This is a genomic window from Frankia sp. CeTa3Moorea (assembly GCF_978021225.1).
In genome coordinates this window covers 7,679-23,440 of record NZ_CDXDOR010000078.1, presented here as the reverse complement: position 1 = coordinate 23,440, position 15,762 = coordinate 7,679, and the positions used below count along the sequence as shown (strand labels likewise).

Here is a 15,762-nt window from a genome sequence, read left to right as displayed (position 1 = left end):
GCATCACGTCGGGTCGGGGGTCGAGATCGTGCGTCGGGGCGGCCGAGCTTTCGGATTTGTGTCATAGGTGAGGTTTGAGGGGTTAGTCGCCGGGTATCCGCACTGCGGATGCTGCTTGCCCTGTTTGTCCGCTTAGTCCTTGGCGGGGTCGATGGTGATGGTCGCCCCGAGGGGGCTGGACGCGCAGGGATGGGCGGGGCGGCACGCCGGTACCAACAACTACCTTCCGTAATCGCAAGAAGGGGATGGGTCGCATGGGGGTGGCGACTACCTGGGGTGTTGGTGCCACTGCTTCCAGTTTCCGCCTTCCTCGGCCGGTGGTGGATCCCCTCGCGGGTGAAGCCCCCTTTCTAGCTGCCGGAATTCCGATTCGGTCCGTTCTGTTACCTTTTTTATCACTGTAAGTGAGGATGTCGGTGCGACACGAGTTTCGGTGTGTCCCGTCCCAGTGCGCCGTGATTGGCGCCCGATGCCTGTACGTTCCTTAAGCGTGGCGGTCACCAACAACGCGGTGATCGGTGTGGCCTTGGGCTACATCGAGGCAAACCCGGATGAAGTGGACCTCATGCGGTCCTTGGTCGTGCTGGCTCTGCACGGGCCATCCATCACAGCCCGTAGCACGATGCCGGCCCACGTCACGTGCCGAGCCGCGATCGTGTCCCCGGACTGGCGGGTGCTGGAGATCCTGGAGCCGTCCACCGCGGTCTGGCGGATGCCCGGCGGTCATGTAGATGCCGACGACTCCTCGCTGCTCGGCGCCGCGCTCGGGCTCGCCGCGCGCCGGGCAGGTGTCGAGGCCGACGCGGTGATCCCGGGCGGGATCCTCCCGTTCGACGTGGAGGTCGGAATCGTCGACGCCGCGCCGATCCTCGGTGAACCCGAGCACGTGCACTACGACATGACCTATCTCTTCCACGTCGAGGACCGCAGCCTCGCGGTGCGGGAGAGCGCCACGACGCAGGTTCGGTGGGTGGCGCCCGAGCAGATTTCCGGCCAGCTGGGCGCGAAGCTGACCAGGGCGTCCCAGCAGGCCGGGCTGGTGCGCTGACCGGACCCATGCGGGCCTGATCCAGCCGGGGTGCCGAGCAGCCCTAGGCCAGCAGGGCGGGCCGCCAGGGCGGGTCAGCAGCATGGGTCGGGGAGCCAGGTCTCGGCCCAGAGGGAGAGGGCCGCGACCGTATCTGCGAGGTCCGCTCCCTTCGCGGTCAGGTGGTACTCGGTCCGCGCGGGCGTGTCCGGGACGACGGTGCGTCTGACCATCCCTTCGGCTTCAAGTTCTCTCAGCCGCACGGAACAGAGCCGGTCGGACAGGTTGGGCACCGCCGTCGTGATCTCGGAGAACCGGGTTGCGCCGGCCAGCATCGCGCGCACGATGGCCCCGGTCCAGCGCCGCCCAATGGTCTCGACGGCATGGTGGTAGCGCGGGCAGAACGAGGACAGCTCCACCCTGATCAGCCTATGCTTGCCCGCCATTAGCCGGCCCGATCCGGTAATAGCGGCTTACCTTTCGTCGGCTTATGACGTCGTGGGGCGAGGAGCCCGGGACTCGGGTGGAACCGGTCCCTGGGGCGTGTCGTCCGCCACGAACCGCAGATAGCGCTCGGCGGAGCGGCGCACGGCGGCCCGACCGCCGGCGCGGACGATCGCCTGCCAGAACGCGCCGTAGACGACCTCGAAATCGAAGGGTTCGAGGAGCGCGACCGCCCGCCGGACCGCCCCGGGCCGTTCCGGGATGTAGTTCGGGTAGCTGTACATGAAGCTCACCCACCGCCGGTCCTGCACCACCTGCAGGATGTCGCCGGAGAACAGCGCACCGCGCCCGTTCTCCCCGTCCGCCCAGTGCAGGACCGTGCCACCGGCGAAGTGCACACCGCCGTTGACGAGGGTCAGCCCCGGGCCGATCCGGTGGGTGTCGCCGGACCAGAGCACGATCGCATCGCCGGTCCGGCCGATCCAGGCGGCGTCGGCGGCGTGGATGTAGATCGGCACTCCGCCGAAGGCGTGACTCCAGTCCACCATGGCGCCGTAGAAGTGCGGGTGGCTGACGGCGATGGCGCGGATGCCGCCGAGCGCATCAACCTGACCCGCGAGATCGTCGTCGAGGAAGGGCACGCAGTCCCAGAGGATGTTGCCCTCGTCCGTGCGGACCAACAGGGCCCGCTGCCCGATGGAGATCTTCGGTTCGGCGCCGACGCCAAACACGCGGTCCCCCTCGGGGCGCGGTACCCCGCGGTATCCTGCGGCCCGCAGCCGTGCCCGCGAGGTCCACCGCTGACCGTCCCAGCCGACGTACTGTCGTTCGTCCTCGCACACCGGGCAGTCGCCCCGGACCGCACCGTACTGGATCCCGCAGGTCAGGCAGATCGGCAGATCGAGACTGGCGGGATCGAGTGGCACGGGCGCTCCTGGGGCGTCACCTGCCGGTGCAACCACGGTGGAACACCGGGATGTCGCCGAGCCTATTCAGCCGCTGAAGCGGGCGACCGCGCGCATCTTGTTCATCGCGTCCAGAGCCGCGACCTTGTAGGACTCGGCGAGCGTCGGATAGTTGAAGACGCTGTCGACGAGGTAGTCGATGGTGCCACCGCAGCCCATCACGGTCTGTCCGATGTGGACGAGTTCGGTGGCTCCTGTACCGAAGACGTGTACCCCGAGAAGGCGCCGGTCGTCCGGGCTGACCAGTAGCTTCAGCATCCCGTACGAGTCACCGAGGATGGCTCCGCGGGCCAGCTCCCGGTACCGGGCAATGCCCACCTCGAACGGGATGGCCTGCTCGGTCAGCTCGTCCTCGGTGCTGCCGACATAGGAGATCTCCGGGATCGTGTAGATCCCGATCGGCATCAGCTCGGCCCGCATGGCGTTGACGTCCTCGCCGCAGGCGGCGTAGGCCGCGAGACGTCCCTGTTCCATTGACGTCGCCGCGAGAGCGGGGAATCCGATCACGTCGCCGACCGCGTAGATGTGGTCGACCTCCGTGCGGAAGTCCGAGCCGACCTTGATCCGGCCGCGGTTGTCCGCGGAAAGGCCGGCCGCCGGAAGGTTGAGGATGTCGGTGAGCCCCTGCCGCCCGGCCGAATACATCACCGTGTCCGCCGGGAGCTTCTTCCCGCTTTCGAGCAGGGTGAGGGTACCGCCGTTGTGGCGTTCCACGGAGACGACCGACTCGCGGAAACGGAAGGTCACCGCAAGATCGCGGAGCTGGTACTTCAACGCCTCGACGATTTCGAGGTCGCAGAAGTCGAGCATCCGGTCACGGCGCTCGACGACGGTCACCTTCGTGCCGAGCGCGGCGAACATCGAGGCGTATTCGATACCGATCACACCGGCGCCGACGACGACCATCGACCGGGGCAGTTTCTCCAGGGCCAGGATCTGGTCGCTGTCGACGACAGTCCGTCCGTCGAAGTCGACCGTGTCCGGCCGCGCCGGGCGGGTGCCCGTGGCGATGATGATTCTTTCCGCCTGGATCCGGCGGTCCTCGGTGTCCTCGCCGCCCGCCCGCACGTTCACGGTGTGCGGATCGACGAAGCTGGCCAGTCCCGTCAGCAGGGTGACGTGGTTACGGCTGAGCTGGTTGCGAATCACGTCGATCTCGCGGCTGATGACATGTCTGGTCCGCGCCGAGAGGTCACCGACGGTGATGTCATCCTTTACCCGGTAGCTCGACCCGTACAGCTCACGCTGTGACATGCCGGTCAGATAAAGGACCGCTTCCCGCAGCGTCTTGGACGGGATCGTGCCAGTGTTGATGCTGACACCACCGATCATTTCCCGTTTGTCGACGATCGCGACCCGTCGGCCGAGCTTGGCCGCTGCGATCGCGGCCTTCTGCCCGCCCGGCCCGGATCCGATGACGAGGACGTCGTAGTCGAACATCGTCACATCCCCCGCAATCTATCGGTCTCCGGTAAACCCGAGGCTATCCGGCCGGACGGGTCGGGTCGGCACGTTGGCCGTGCTTGTTACGTCCATTTCTTCTGGGAAATTTCTCGGGAGTCGCTTCACCTGCGGATTATCACTCGAGGTAGGTGTCGCGAACCCTTCTGTGATGGCCGAGGTGTGCCGTCATGCCCGCCATATGTGCCGGTGTGGTTCCGGTTGAGAGCTTTTCGAGTCCAACTGGTGGGAACCTGTCGAGGACTGGCGACGCCAGGCCGCCGGGCTCCCGCCGCCAGGCCACCGGGCCCTGCCGTCGGGCCGGGCCGTCGTGCCGGCAGGTGAAATTGAGGCACCCGCCACCCGTAACCAATCCGCCGCCGGCCCGTTAAACCTCTAGCGGGGGTCGTGGAGGCTGTCTGGGGGGTCTTCCACGGCTCCCGCCGCGCCGTCGGTCGCCGCCTGTCGGGTCGCCGCCTGTCGGGTCGCGCTGTTGGGACGGGACACCCCCGTGGGTCACGGAGGTGTCCGGGAGACGCGACGGTCGGGGGGGGAGAGGCCGCCCGACGAGCTTCGGCTACGGGTGGGTCATCGACAGCACGTCGAGCGCGGCGTCGAGCTGTGCCTCGGTGAGTTTGCCCGCCTCAACGTAACCGCGCTCGAGAACGACCTCGCGAATGGTCTTCTCCTCGGCGAGCGAGATCTTGGCGACCTTCGCGGCCTCCTCGTAGCCGATGTACTTGTTCAGCGGCGTCACGATGGAGGGGGAGGACTCGGCGTAGCGGCGGCAGCGTTCGACGTCGGCGACGATGCCGTCGATGCAACGGTCGGCGAACAGCCGGCTGATCGTCGACAGGATGTGGATCGACTCCAGCAGGTTACGTGCGATCACCGGCAGCATGACATTGAGCTCGAAGCTCCCGGCTGATCCGCCGAACGCGACCGCCGCGTCGTTGCCGACGACCTGGGCGACGACCTGACAGACCGCCTCGGGAATGACCGGATTGACCTTGCCGGGCATGATCGAGGATCCGGGCTGGAGGTCGGGCAGCCGGATCTCGCCGAGCCCGGCTCGCGGGCCGGACGAGGCCCAGCGCAGGTCGTTGGCAATCTTGTAGAGCGAGAGGGCGATCACCCGCAGCACGCCGGACGCCTCGACGAGGCCGTCCCGGGAGGCCTGCGCCTCGAAGTGGTTGCGTGCCTCCGTCAGGGGAAGACCGGTGCTGGCGGACAGTTCCTCGATTACCGCGGCGGAGAAGCCGGGCGGGGTGTTGATGCCGGTCCCGACGGCCGTCCCACCGAGCGGCAGCTCTCCGATCCGGGGCAGTGCCACCTGCAGGCGCTCGACGCCGAGCCGGACCGCGGCGGCGTACCCGCCGAACTCCTGGCCGAGTGTCACAGGGGTCGCGTCCATCAGATGGGTCCGGCCGGACTTCACGACGTCGGCGAACTCGGTCTCCTTGCGACCGAGCGCGGTGGCAAGGTGCTCCAGGGCCGGGATCAGGTCGCCGACGATGCCCTGGGTGGCGGCGATGTGGATCGATGAGGGAAAGACGTCGTTCGAGGACTGCGAGGCGTTGACGTGGTCGTTCGGGTGAACCGGGCGGCCGAGGCGCTCGGAGGCGAGCGAGGCCAGCACCTCGTTGGTGTTCATGTTGGACGAGGTGCCGCTGCCGGTCTGGAAGACGTCCAGGGGGAACTGGTCGTCCCAGTCACCACGGGCCACCTCCGTGGCCGCGTCGGCGATCGCCTCGGCGATGTCCGCGTCGAGCACGTCCAGCTTGGCGTTCACCGTCGCGGCGGCGGCTTTGATCCGGGCGAGCGCCGCGATGTGCGCGCGGGAGATCCGCTGGCCGGAGACGGGAAAGTTCTCCACCGCCCGCTGCGTCTGGGCCCGCCACCGGGCCGTGACCGGTACCCGGACGTCACCCATGCTGTCGTGCTCGATGCGGTATTCCTGCTCGCTCATGCGCCCGTTCTCCCGATGCTCGTCGCCCTTGACCTGTACTGCCCGTGCCCTGTACCGCACGTGCCCTGTACCGCACACTGGGGCCGCGTCCCGGCGAGATGCCGCCTGGACGCGGCCCCAGGGCCGACCTTAGGACATGTCGGGCCTCCCCCGCATGGCGCCTTCGGCGCGATGCGGGGACCCCTGGCATAGGGCGCCGTTCGGGGTTTCCGTTACCTCGCCTTCGGTGAGGTTCCTGGGGGAGCCTCGGGGGCCTTCGGCGCGATGCGGGGACAGTGAGAATGGCTATAGGGGAACGTCGGGGGCTTCGGCGCGATGCGGGGAAGGGTGGCTCCGACGAGCCTGGTGTGAGGGGCGGTCCGGGCTCAGCTGGCGGCGCGCTCGCGGGTACGCATCTCCCGGCGAAGCTCCGGCGGCAACGCAAAGAGAAGGTGCTCGTCCGCGGACGTGACCTCCTCCACATCGGTGAAGCCCCGCTCGGCGAGCCAGGCCATCACGCCGGTGACGAGCTCCTCCGGCACCGATGCGCCGCTGGTGACCCCGACGGTCTCGACACCATCGAACCAGCTCAGGTCCACCTCGGTGGAGTCGTCCACGAGGTAGGCGGCCGGCGCGCCGGCGTCGAGCGCGACCTCGACCAACCGGACCGAGTTCGAGGAGTTCCGCGAGCCGACGACGATGACCAGGTCGACCGCGCCGGCGATCTCCTTGACAGCGACCTGGCGGTTCTGCGTGGCGTAGCAGATATCGTCGCTCGGTGGACCCTGCAGGTGCGGGAAGCGCTCGCGCAGCGCGTCGACCGTCGTCATCGTCTCGTCGACGGACAGCGTGGTCTGGGAGAGGAAGGCCACCCGCTTCGGATCGCGGACCTTCACCCTGGCGGCGTCCTCGGGCCCGTCCACGAGGTGGATGCGGTCCGGAGCCTGCCCGGTGGTGCCGACGACCTCCTCGTGGCCCTCGTGGCCAATGAGGAGGATGTCGTAGTCCTCGCGGGCGAACCGCCTGGCTTCAGAATGCACCTTGGTGACCAGCGGGCACGTGGCGTCGATTGTGCGGAGCTCGCGCGCCGCCGCCTCTTCGTGCACCGTTGGTGCTACTCCATGGGCTGAAAACACGACGGTGGCGCCGTGCGGCACCTCGTCGGTTTCGTCCACGAAGATCGCACCCTTGGCCTCCAGCGTCTTCACGACATGAAGGTTGTGAACGATTTGTTTGCGTACGTAGACCGGTGAACCGTACAGCTCTAGTGCTTTCTCCACGGTCACGACGGCTCGATCGACACCAGCGCAGTAGCCGCGCGGTTTGGCAAGAAGGACCCGGCCCATGGGTGGGAGTCTACGCGGCGGCCGGCGGCCGGGAAGTCGGCTAGGCGATGCATCACCCGATGGCGACATCGTCCGGTCCGGCCGTGACGAGGGCCGCCGACTGTTGTAGGGCGAGGCTGGAGGGCGAGGTTACGGTGCCCGGGTGGCACTGACATCGTCCCCGGAACAGCCGCTGCCGGTCCGCAGCGTGTCGCGCGCGCTGGGAGAGTGGATCAACCGGCTGGGGCGAGTGTGGGTCGAGGGGCAGGTGACCGGGATCGTCCGCCGTCCCGGGATGGGAACGGTCTTCCTCACCCTGCGGGACCCGGTGGCCGACGTGTCCCTGCGGGTCACCTGCCCGCGCGCGGTGTGCGACGCGGTGGGGCCGGCGCTCGTCGACGGGGCCCGCGTCGTGGTGTGGGGCAAGCCGTCGTTCCACCCCGGCCGAGGCACGCTGGCCCTTGCGGTTGTTGAGATTCGCCCGCTCGGTGCCGGTGCGCTGCTGGCCCGGCTCGAACAGCTCAAGGCCACGCTGGCGGCCGAGGGGCTGTTCGCCGCGTCCCGTAAGCGGCGTCCTCCGTTCCTCCCGGCGGCCGTCGGTCTGATCACCGGGCGGGCCAGCGCGGCGGAGCGGGACGTGGTCGAGAACGCGCGCCGTCGCTGGCCGGCGGTGCGTATCGTGTTACGGGAAGTAGCCGTCCAGGGGCCTCTCGCGGTCGCCCAGGTCATCGACGCGCTGCGGGAACTCGACGCGCGTGCCGAAGTGGAGGTGATCGTCATCGCTCGTGGCGGCGGGTCGCTGGAGGATCTGCTGCCCTTCTCTGACGAGGCGCTGCTGCGGGCCGTCGTGGCCGCGCGTACCCCGGTGGTGTCGGCAATCGGACATGAGCAGGACACCCCTTTGCTCGATTTTGTCGCCGACGTCCGCGCCTCCACGCCGACGGACGCGGCGAAGAGGGTGGTGCCGGACGTCGGTGAGCAGGCGATCGCGGTCGCCCAGCTGCGGGCCCGGGCCCGGCGGGTCGTCGAGCACCGGCTCGACCGGGAGGAACGTTGGCTGGCGGACACCGGGGGGCGCCCCGTGCTCGCAACGCCCACGCGCGACGTGGGCCGCAGAGCGGACGACGTGTCGGCGCTCCTCGCCCGTTCGCGCCGCTGCGTCCGCCACATGATAGATGTGACCGGGAACGATCTGGCCGCCACCCGCGCCCGGATGCGCGCGCTGTCGCCGGCGGCGACCCTCGACCGCGGGTACGCCGTGGTGCAGCGCACCGTGGATGGTGCGGTTGTGCGCGGGCCTGCCGAGGTTGCGGCCGGGGACGGGCTCGCCATCCGGGTGGCGGGCGGAACGCTGCGCGCGACGGTCGTGGACGGCTGAGCAGGCCCGGCGGCCCGGTCGGCTGGAGGGGCCGCTCGCTCAGGAGATCAGGAGATCAGGAGACGCTCAGGAGAGTGGAGTCGCCGCGGCCAGTCGAGCGCGGGCGCCGTCGAGCAGCGCCTGACAGGTCCTGGCGAGCTCCTCGCCCCGTTCCCAGAGGATCAGTGACTCCTCCAAACTCACCCCGCCGGCCTCCAACCGGCGGACGACCTCCTCGAGTTCGGCCCGCGCGGCCTCGTAGGTGACCGGTGGGGCCGGGACGCCCGGCGGGGGGACATCGGCGGAGCCCGAGGCGTGACCGGTAGGGCTGTCGTTGAATGCTTCGGGCATGGCCACCTCCGTGCCGCCTCTGCGGCCCTCTATCCTTTAGAACCCTCTATGCCTCTACAACCCTCTATAGCGAGGTCCGCTCAATCCGTGGACCGCGCGGTTCCGGGCCGGCCCCGGCGGAGCGGGGAGGCCCCTGCCTCGGGGTGCCATCGTTTCAGGATGCCATCGGCGTTTGCGGCTCGGTCCCGGTGGGCTATCGGTGATTACGGGTTCGGCCCCGACTCAGCATCCACCGTTGGGCGACCCGACGGCCAGGGGGCACCGGCGTGGCGATTTCCCCTCCGCCTGGCCAACATGATATCCAACAAGGAACAATCATGGCTGAACCCGGTCGGTCCGGTAGAGATTCATAGTACAAGGTCACTGCACGGCGTTTCAGGTCGGTCGCGGTCCGAGACGGAGCACGTCCGGCCTGGCACACCGGCCGTTACCCGCAGGACATCCAGTCCGGAGGTAGCAATGCCCGCGCTACGCCCGACGCCTCGTCGCCGGCCTCTCGGCGACCTCGCCCGAGAGCACGCTCCACCTTCGGTTGCCGCCGTGGGTGCCGTGCCGAGGGGTGGGATGACCGGGACGCGGGGTGGCGGCGCCCACCTCGGATGGCGGATGCCGACGACGGGCCCGCTGCTACGTCGGGCGGCCGGGCTGGTCATCGGCATGGCGATTCTCATCCCGGCCGCCACCGCGCTGGAGGGTGGGGGCCAGCCACCGGCCGCAACGGCCGTCGCGCCCGCACGGCCTCCCGTCATCGCGGTCGCCGTCCAGCGCTGACCGGGTTCGCGCTGACCGGGCGGCTTGCACCGACCGGGTTCGCACCGACCAGGCTCGCACCGGCGGCGCGATCAGTTCGTGGCGGCGGGAACGACCGGTCGCAGTGACGCGGCGAGGGTGACCAGATCGGCCTGATTCGCCCCGCCTTTGCCGCCTCCATCATCCACGATCACGGTGACGCCGCCGTCGGTCCGGGTGAGCGCGAGATGCCCATCGCCGTCCCGGCGTTGCTGCCAGGTGACGCCTTCCACATCGACCGTGCCGTTGGCCGGTCGGTTCCCCAGGATCCGCTGGACCGCGGTGGGAGCGTTGCTCTCGACGAAGCGAGCGAACGTCCGATGGTCGGGCCGATCGACGACATAGCCGATCGTCGCCTCGGCGGGACCACCGTCGGCACCACCGGTGGGCAGCGTCAGGCGGATGGAGGTCGGCTTCCAATAGGAGGGCAGGCCAGCCGGCCCGAGTGGGGAGTAGGGCGCCTGGCGGGCGAACGCCGCCATCGGCTCACTCGTCGCGACGACCTTGACCGTGGGCTCGTCGCTTCCGCGGGGCATGACGAAGATGACGAAGAGCAGGACACCCGCCATGACTACGGCGAGAGAGAGCGCCATGTCTCTGATCGTTTCCTGACCGCGTCGTCGTGCCACGTCCCCATCTTCCAGGTCCGAGCCCCCGGATGGGCACCCAGACCACGTCTGGGCGGCTCGCAGGGGTGGTGGTGTGTTCAGGCTCTCGCCCGGCTGGAGGGCCTTATCGGGCAGCGCGGGGTGAGGAACCGGCCAGGCCGGGACCTGTCGGGCAGCCGTCACGCCCCCTCCGCGTGACGGCTGCCCGATGCTTCGTTGGACGCGCGTACCGGGTTGAAGGTTGCGTGCCTCTTCGGCGGATTCGAGGTGTCGTGTCGACGACAGGCCGGATTTGCCGGACGGCCGCAGGCACACCTTCGCGACGGGATAGGGTCATGAAGGTATATTCGGCGTCACTCTGGGCCTATCTCGGGCGCCGACGGGGCTCCCGAACTAGGCTCGGGGCCGTGTCTTCCACTGCTGAATCCTCCGTCTCCAGGCCTTCCGACGCCTCGTCCGTGCCCGACACGCTGGCCGTGCAGGGACAGGCTCCGGATCGCAACCTCGCGCTCGAACTTGTCCGGGTAACCGAGGCAGCCGCGCTCGCCGCGGCGCGCTGGGTCGGCCGTGGTGACAAGAACGGTGCGGACGGGGCCGCCGTCGACGCGATGCGCCGCCTGGTCGGCACCGTCTCGATGCGCGGGGTCGTCGTGATCGGCGAGGGGGAGAAGGACGAGGCCCCCATGCTGTTCAACGGCGAGGTGGTCGGTTCGGGGGAGGGGCCCGAGTGCGACGTCGCCGTGGATCCCGTGGACGGTACGACGCTGACCTCCAAAGGGATGAATAACGCCATCTCGGTCATGGCGGTCAGCGAGCGTGGCTCGATGTACGACGCGAGCGCGTGTTTCTACATGGAGAAGCTGGTCACCGGCCCGGAGGCGGCCGGGGCGGTGGATATCACGGCCTCGGTGGAGGACAACATCCGCGCCGTGGCGAAGGCCAAGGAGATCCTCCCGCGGGACGTCACCGTGGTGGTCCTGGACCGGCCCCGGCACAGCCAACTGGTCGAGCAGATCAGGGCGGCCGGCGCCCGAGTTAAGCTGATCTCCGACGGCGACGTCGCCGGAGCGGTGATGGCCGCCTCGGCGGACACCGGCGTGGACCTGCTGCTAGGGATCGGCGGCACTCCCGAGGGGATCATCACGGCCTGCGCGGTGACCTGCCTGGGCGGAGTGATCCAGGGCCGGCTGTGGCCGCGGGACGACGCGGAGTATCGCAAGGTCGCCGACCTCGGGGGCGACCCGACCCGGGTACTGTCCACCCGGGACCTCGTCGACAGTGACAACGTCTTCTTCGTGGCGACCGGCATCACGGACGGCGAACTGCTCGCCGGGGTGCGGTACCGGCCGGGCGGGGCGAACACGTCCTCGCTGGTGATGCGGTCACGCTCGGGCACCATCCGCCGAGTGGACAGCCAGCATCAGCTCACCAAGCTGCAGGCGTACTCCACCGTCCCGTTCTGAGCCGCCGCTGTCCCGGTCGCCACTCCGGTCGCAGCTCCGATCCAAGTCGCCGGTCCGGTCGGAGTTCCGTACAGTTTCCATGCTGTTCCGGTTCCGTTCCGACTCCGATCTGGTCGGGAGGTGGTCGCATGGTGCTCTACCCGCGACCTTCCGTCCCCGCGAGGGTGTTCGCGCGCCTCGACCCCCCGGGACCGCACGGCAGCGCCGCGGAGGTCCGGACGCTGGCGGGTGCGGCACGCGGGTTCCTGCGCCATCCACGGCCCCCCGTCCTGCTTGGTTGCGTGGGGGCGCTTGCCGCCCTGCGGGCGGTCCGAGGCCCGTGGCGGATCCGGGACACCGGCGTCGCGGTGGCTGCCGTGGCGGCGCAGCCCTTCGTCGAGTGGAGTGTGCACCGGATACTGCTCCACGCCCGGCCGGGCAGTCGGCTGGGATCGATCGGTTACCAGCTTGCCGGCTACGGGCACGAGCAGCATCACCGCGATCCGACCAACCTCGACACGATGTTCTTGCGCCCCCGCGAGGTGATCAGCGGAACCGTCGCCGTCGCGGCGCCGGCGCTGCTCGGGCCGCCGTGGGCGGCGACCGGCGCGCTCTGCCTCGGGATGGGTGCGCTCGTCTACGACTGGACGCATTTCCTCATCCATACCCGGGTCCCCCCGCGCACGGCCTACTACCGGCGGTTGTGGCGAGGGCATCGTTTGCACCACTACCGCAACGAGCGGTACTGGCTCGGGGTGACCAGTCCGCTCGGTGATCTGGCCCTGCGCACCGACCCGCCGCGGGACGCCGTGGCACTCTCGCTGACCGCCCGCGGGCGGAGTACCGCCGCCACCCCGTCTGCTCAGTTTGTTCGGACTGCTTAGTTTGTTCGGACTGCTCAGTTTGTTCGGACTGCTCAGTGCTCCGGCAGGGCCTGTGATGGCGAGCTGAGGCTGGGGGATGCGAGGTCGCCCGGGTCCCCGGTGCCGGTTACCGGGCCAGGATCAGGCTGACCGAGCCGGGGGGTGAAAAGACCGGGCTGACGGGCTGCGCGCCGAAACCGATGGGTGTGGGCTCGTGGCACCGTGGGAGGCGGCGCGGGCCGCCCGACGCCTTCCAACCACGCGAGAAGCCGGCTGTCGGGCGTGTTCGCCTCGACGGTCAACCGAGCGAGGGCGAAGCGGTCGTCGGCGGGATGCGAGAGGACGTCGCGTACCGCGCAGGCCGAACTGTAGCCGGCCGAGATCACAAGCTGGCGTACGGACGGGTCGTATCCGCCGAGGGGGTAGGCGAACGTGCGAGGTTCGTCCCCGGTCGCCACGGCCAGCCGACGACGCGACAGCGTCAGTTCGGCGATCACGTCGGTCCGCGCCAGCTCGTCCAGCCGCCGTCCGGTGTGACCGGACCCGCCGATTTCTATCCCGAGACCCCGTATTCGATGAAGGTCGGTCCGGTTGAAATAGCCCGGATCACCGACCCGCGAACTGGTCACGAATACCGTCGCCGTCAGACCCGTCTCGGCCAGTCGGCGGAGAGCCTTCAAGGTTTCCACGCCGCCGTCGTCGAAGGTGATGACGACCGGGTTGGCCGACGAGGTGGCCGCGCGCAGGGAGGCGGCATATTTCGACACGGTGAGCGCCTGCCGGCCGGAGGCGGCGATGATGGCGCAGTGCCGCATGAAGGTTGAGAAGGGGATCAGCCGACGTCGCGGGCCGCGTGGCGGCTGCGTGTCGAGAGACCGGTAGCGCAACATCGGGATCACCGGGGTTCTCCCCGCTGAGCAGGGACTGGCGGTCACCGGGACCCGGCCGGCTCACCAGCGGACAGGACGTGCTCGCCGGAGAAAGCGTGAGACGTGCACGACAAGCGGGCCTCCCTACGTCCGCCGCCTCCAGGGGATGCGGCACCCGATAGGCCAGTGGAAGTGCGCCTGAGCGGCGGGTGCGTGATGCGGCATGGAATCTAGCACGAGCTGTGGCAATAGGTGTGGTCGCGTTGCCGGTGTTTGTCGTCGGCCGTTCCAGCTACATGCCTGTTATTGTTTTTATTGAGGGCGCGGATTTACTCATGGGTCGATTGTGGCGGTACGGCCGACCTGGCGTGGGGAACCGGCGCGGGGAAGCGGCGGTCCGGGCCTACTACGACCGGCGTTGGCGCTCGGCGGCCGACTGCGAGAGGGAACGTTGCCGCTCGCGGCGCGCCACTTGGGCGCGGCGACCCCGGAAGAGCGCGATGACGGCCACCAGGATGAAGGCCGTCAGCAGGATCGGAGCGTGAAAGATCATCTCCGAGCCGACGTCGATGGCCTTGTTGCGCAGGCCGGAGCTGCCGTCCCCGGCCGCGGGGTTCAGGTAGCCGACGCCGAGGGCGATGAGCGCGTAGGCGAGCGGCGGCATGATCACTACGCCGATGAGGTCATCCGCATGCACGCGGACCGCGGCGAGGACGCACGAGCCGATGAACAGCACGCCGAAGGCGAACTTCAGGGAACCGAAGATCGCGGAGTCCACGATGGCACCTAGCCCACCGAGGACGAGGACGAGGATGCCGGTGCCGAGCGCGGTGAGGCCCCGGCGGCTGCCCGTGAACAGCGTGGGCGGCGGCCCACTCGCCCGACCGCGCGAGCTGCGGGCGTACAGATCGTCATGCCCGCGAGCGCGTGCGGATCTGCCCGGCGGTCCGGCCGACTGCCGGTGAGGCGGCACACTCACGAAGGCAAGGTACCGCCCGCAGATTTCCAATGCGTCAGGGCGATGCGCCAGACATGCGCATCGGCTCTCGTATTTGAGCTTTCGGTGTCGATCTCACTGCTTTCCGTTGCTTAAGCCTCCTTATACTAGTCGTCTGCGTCTCATCTGACCGGATCTGCGCCGTCAGAGGTCTGATACCCGGCATCGACTCCGAGGTCCTCTATGGCGCCACCCCGCCCGGTCGTCGCGCCCTCCCCGGTACTCCTCAGGAGCTCGGCGGCGGACAGCGGCCGCACGCCGGTCTCCACCGGAACCGGACTGGGGAGCCCCGCCTCGACGACTTCCATGGCCGCGAGCCGGCGGGCGGGGGTCAGCACCCGGCTTTCCAACGAGCCGACGGTGGCGTTGAAGTCCCCCACCGCCCGGCCGAGCGAGCGACCGAGGCGATCGACGTGTTCGCCCAGGGTGCCGAGGCGGGTGTAGAGGTCGCGACCCAGCTCGAAGATCTCTTTCGTCCGTGCGGTCAGCGCATCCTGAGTCCAAGCATGGGCGATGGTGCGCAGCATGGCGATCAGCGTGGTTGGGGTGGCGATGATGACCTTCTTGCCGGCGGCGTGTTCGAGCAGGCCGGGATCGTGATCGAGGGCAGGGGCCAGGAACGCCTCGGCGGGGACGAAGAGCACCACGAACTCCGGGGACGACGGCAGCCGCCGCCAGTAGGACTTGGCGCCGAGGCCGTCGACATGCGCACGCAGCTGGCGGGCGTGGGTGGCCATCCGGCGCGCGCGATGGTCCTCGTCCGTCGTGTCGGCGGCCTCCAGGAACGCGCTGAGCGGAACCTTCGCGTCGACGACCACGTTGCGGCCACCGGCAAGATGGACGACCATGTCGGGCCGTTGCGGGCCGTCGTCGCCCTGGATCGTCATCTGCTCGGTGAAGTCGCAGCGGTTGAGCATGCCGGCCACCTCCGCCACCCGGCGCAGCTGCATCTCGCCCCAGGCACCGCGGGCCTGGGGCCGGCGCAGCACGGTCACGAGCGCGGCGGTCTCCGACCGGAGGTTCTCCGACGCCTCGCGGGCGAACCGCACCTGCTCGACGAGCGCCGCGTAGGCCTCGGTGCGCGCGGTCTCCAGCTCCCGCAGCCGGTCTTCCATCCGCCCGAGGGCCTCCCGCAGCGGCGTCACCATGCTCTCGACCGCCGAACGACGGGCGTCGAGGTCGCCGCGGGCACGGGCGCCGGCCTCATCCAGCCGGGCGGAGGCCAGCTCCACCAACTGACGGCTCGCGCCCTCCAGAGCCTGCGCGGACAGCGCTCGGAAGCTCTCGGCGAGCCGGTCCTGGCTCTGCTCGACCAGCGCCACCCGCTCGGCCGCCGC

The 15,762-nt window shown here is 69.4% G+C and carries 15 protein-coding genes; 5 read left to right on the top strand and 10 right to left on the bottom strand.

What is annotated here, in order from left to right; genetic code table 11:
- Positions 1–490 precede the first annotated feature (490 nt).
- Entirely contained in the window at positions 491–1,048 is a 558-nt protein-coding gene (locus tag AC08OV_RS14785; protein WP_476619794.1) for an NUDIX hydrolase, read from the top strand.
- Positions 1,049–1,122: 74 nt separating this feature from the next.
- Here the strand turns inward: AC08OV_RS14785 and AC08OV_RS14780 are convergent, their stop codons facing one another.
- The 5 genes from AC08OV_RS14780 to AC08OV_RS14760 form a co-directional block, all read right to left on the bottom strand.
- Positions 1,123–1,473 (bottom strand): winged helix-turn-helix transcriptional regulator, encoded by a 351-nt coding sequence (locus AC08OV_RS14780; protein ID WP_462187137.1) that lies wholly within the window; start codon positions 1,471–1,473, stop codon positions 1,123–1,125.
- A 42-nt stretch (positions 1,474–1,515) separates the two neighbouring features.
- Positions 1,516–2,397: an MBL fold metallo-hydrolase gene (locus tag AC08OV_RS14775; protein ID WP_476614852.1), complete on the bottom strand. Its 882-nt coding sequence runs from the start codon at positions 2,395–2,397 to the stop codon at positions 1,516–1,518.
- Positions 2,398–2,463: 66 nt separating this feature from the next.
- A complete protein-coding gene (sthA, locus tag AC08OV_RS14770) occupies positions 2,464–3,876 on the bottom strand; it encodes a Si-specific NAD(P)(+) transhydrogenase (protein WP_011438257.1) in 1,413 nt (470 codons plus the stop codon).
- Between the two features lie 577 nt (positions 3,877–4,453).
- Positions 4,454–5,845: a class II fumarate hydratase gene (locus tag AC08OV_RS14765; RefSeq protein ID WP_462187140.1), complete on the bottom strand. Its 1,392-nt coding sequence runs from the start codon at positions 5,843–5,845 to the stop codon at positions 4,454–4,456.
- Positions 5,846–6,210: 365 nt separating this feature from the next.
- Positions 6,211–7,170 (bottom strand): 4-hydroxy-3-methylbut-2-enyl diphosphate reductase, encoded by a 960-nt coding sequence (locus tag AC08OV_RS14760; RefSeq protein ID WP_476614851.1) that lies wholly within the window; start codon positions 7,168–7,170, stop codon positions 6,211–6,213.
- Positions 7,171–7,312: 142 nt separating this feature from the next.
- On the opposite strand from AC08OV_RS14760, the gene xseA reads away from it, so the two are divergent.
- Complete coding sequence (xseA, locus tag AC08OV_RS14755) at positions 7,313–8,527, top strand: exodeoxyribonuclease VII large subunit (RefSeq protein ID WP_476614850.1); 1,215 nt, start codon at positions 7,313–7,315, stop codon at positions 8,525–8,527.
- 66 nt (positions 8,528–8,593) lie between these two features.
- On the opposite strand, the gene AC08OV_RS14750 is transcribed toward xseA, so the two are convergent.
- Complete coding sequence (locus AC08OV_RS14750) at positions 8,594–8,857, bottom strand: exodeoxyribonuclease VII small subunit (RefSeq protein WP_476614849.1); 264 nt, start codon at positions 8,855–8,857, stop codon at positions 8,594–8,596.
- Positions 8,858–9,421: 564 nt separating this feature from the next.
- Between AC08OV_RS14750 and AC08OV_RS14745 the strand changes: the two genes are divergently transcribed.
- Positions 9,422–9,628 (top strand): hypothetical protein, encoded by a 207-nt coding sequence (locus AC08OV_RS14745; RefSeq protein WP_476614848.1) that lies wholly within the window; start codon positions 9,422–9,424, stop codon positions 9,626–9,628.
- A gap of 71 nt (positions 9,629–9,699) precedes the next feature.
- On the opposite strand, the gene AC08OV_RS14740 is transcribed toward AC08OV_RS14745, so the two are convergent.
- Complete coding sequence (locus AC08OV_RS14740) at positions 9,700–10,275, bottom strand: DUF4245 domain-containing protein (RefSeq protein WP_476619793.1); 576 nt, start codon at positions 10,273–10,275, stop codon at positions 9,700–9,702.
- Between the two features lie 455 nt (positions 10,276–10,730).
- Between AC08OV_RS14740 and glpX the strand changes: the two genes are divergently transcribed.
- Positions 10,731–11,717, top strand: coding sequence for a class II fructose-bisphosphatase (glpX, locus tag AC08OV_RS14735; protein ID WP_476614114.1), 987 nt, complete (start codon positions 10,731–10,733; stop codon positions 11,715–11,717).
- Positions 11,718–11,845: 128 nt separating this feature from the next.
- On the top strand, positions 11,846–12,580 hold the full coding sequence (locus tag AC08OV_RS14730; RefSeq protein ID WP_476614106.1) for a sterol desaturase family protein: 735 nt from the start codon (positions 11,846–11,848) through the stop codon (positions 12,578–12,580).
- A gap of 32 nt (positions 12,581–12,612) precedes the next feature.
- Here the strand turns inward: AC08OV_RS14730 and AC08OV_RS14725 are convergent, their stop codons facing one another.
- The 3 genes from AC08OV_RS14725 to AC08OV_RS14715 form a co-directional block, all read right to left on the bottom strand.
- Positions 12,613–13,449, bottom strand: coding sequence for a polysaccharide deacetylase family protein (locus AC08OV_RS14725; RefSeq protein ID WP_476614115.1), 837 nt, complete (start codon positions 13,447–13,449; stop codon positions 12,613–12,615).
- Positions 13,450–13,834: 385 nt separating this feature from the next.
- On the bottom strand, positions 13,835–14,401 hold the full coding sequence (locus tag AC08OV_RS14720) for a DUF6542 domain-containing protein (RefSeq protein WP_476614116.1): 567 nt from the start codon (positions 14,399–14,401) through the stop codon (positions 13,835–13,837).
- 146 nt (positions 14,402–14,547) lie between these two features.
- The coding region (locus AC08OV_RS14715) for a DNA recombination protein RmuC (RefSeq protein WP_476619792.1) at positions 14,548–15,762 on the bottom strand (1,215 nt) is incomplete at its 5' end.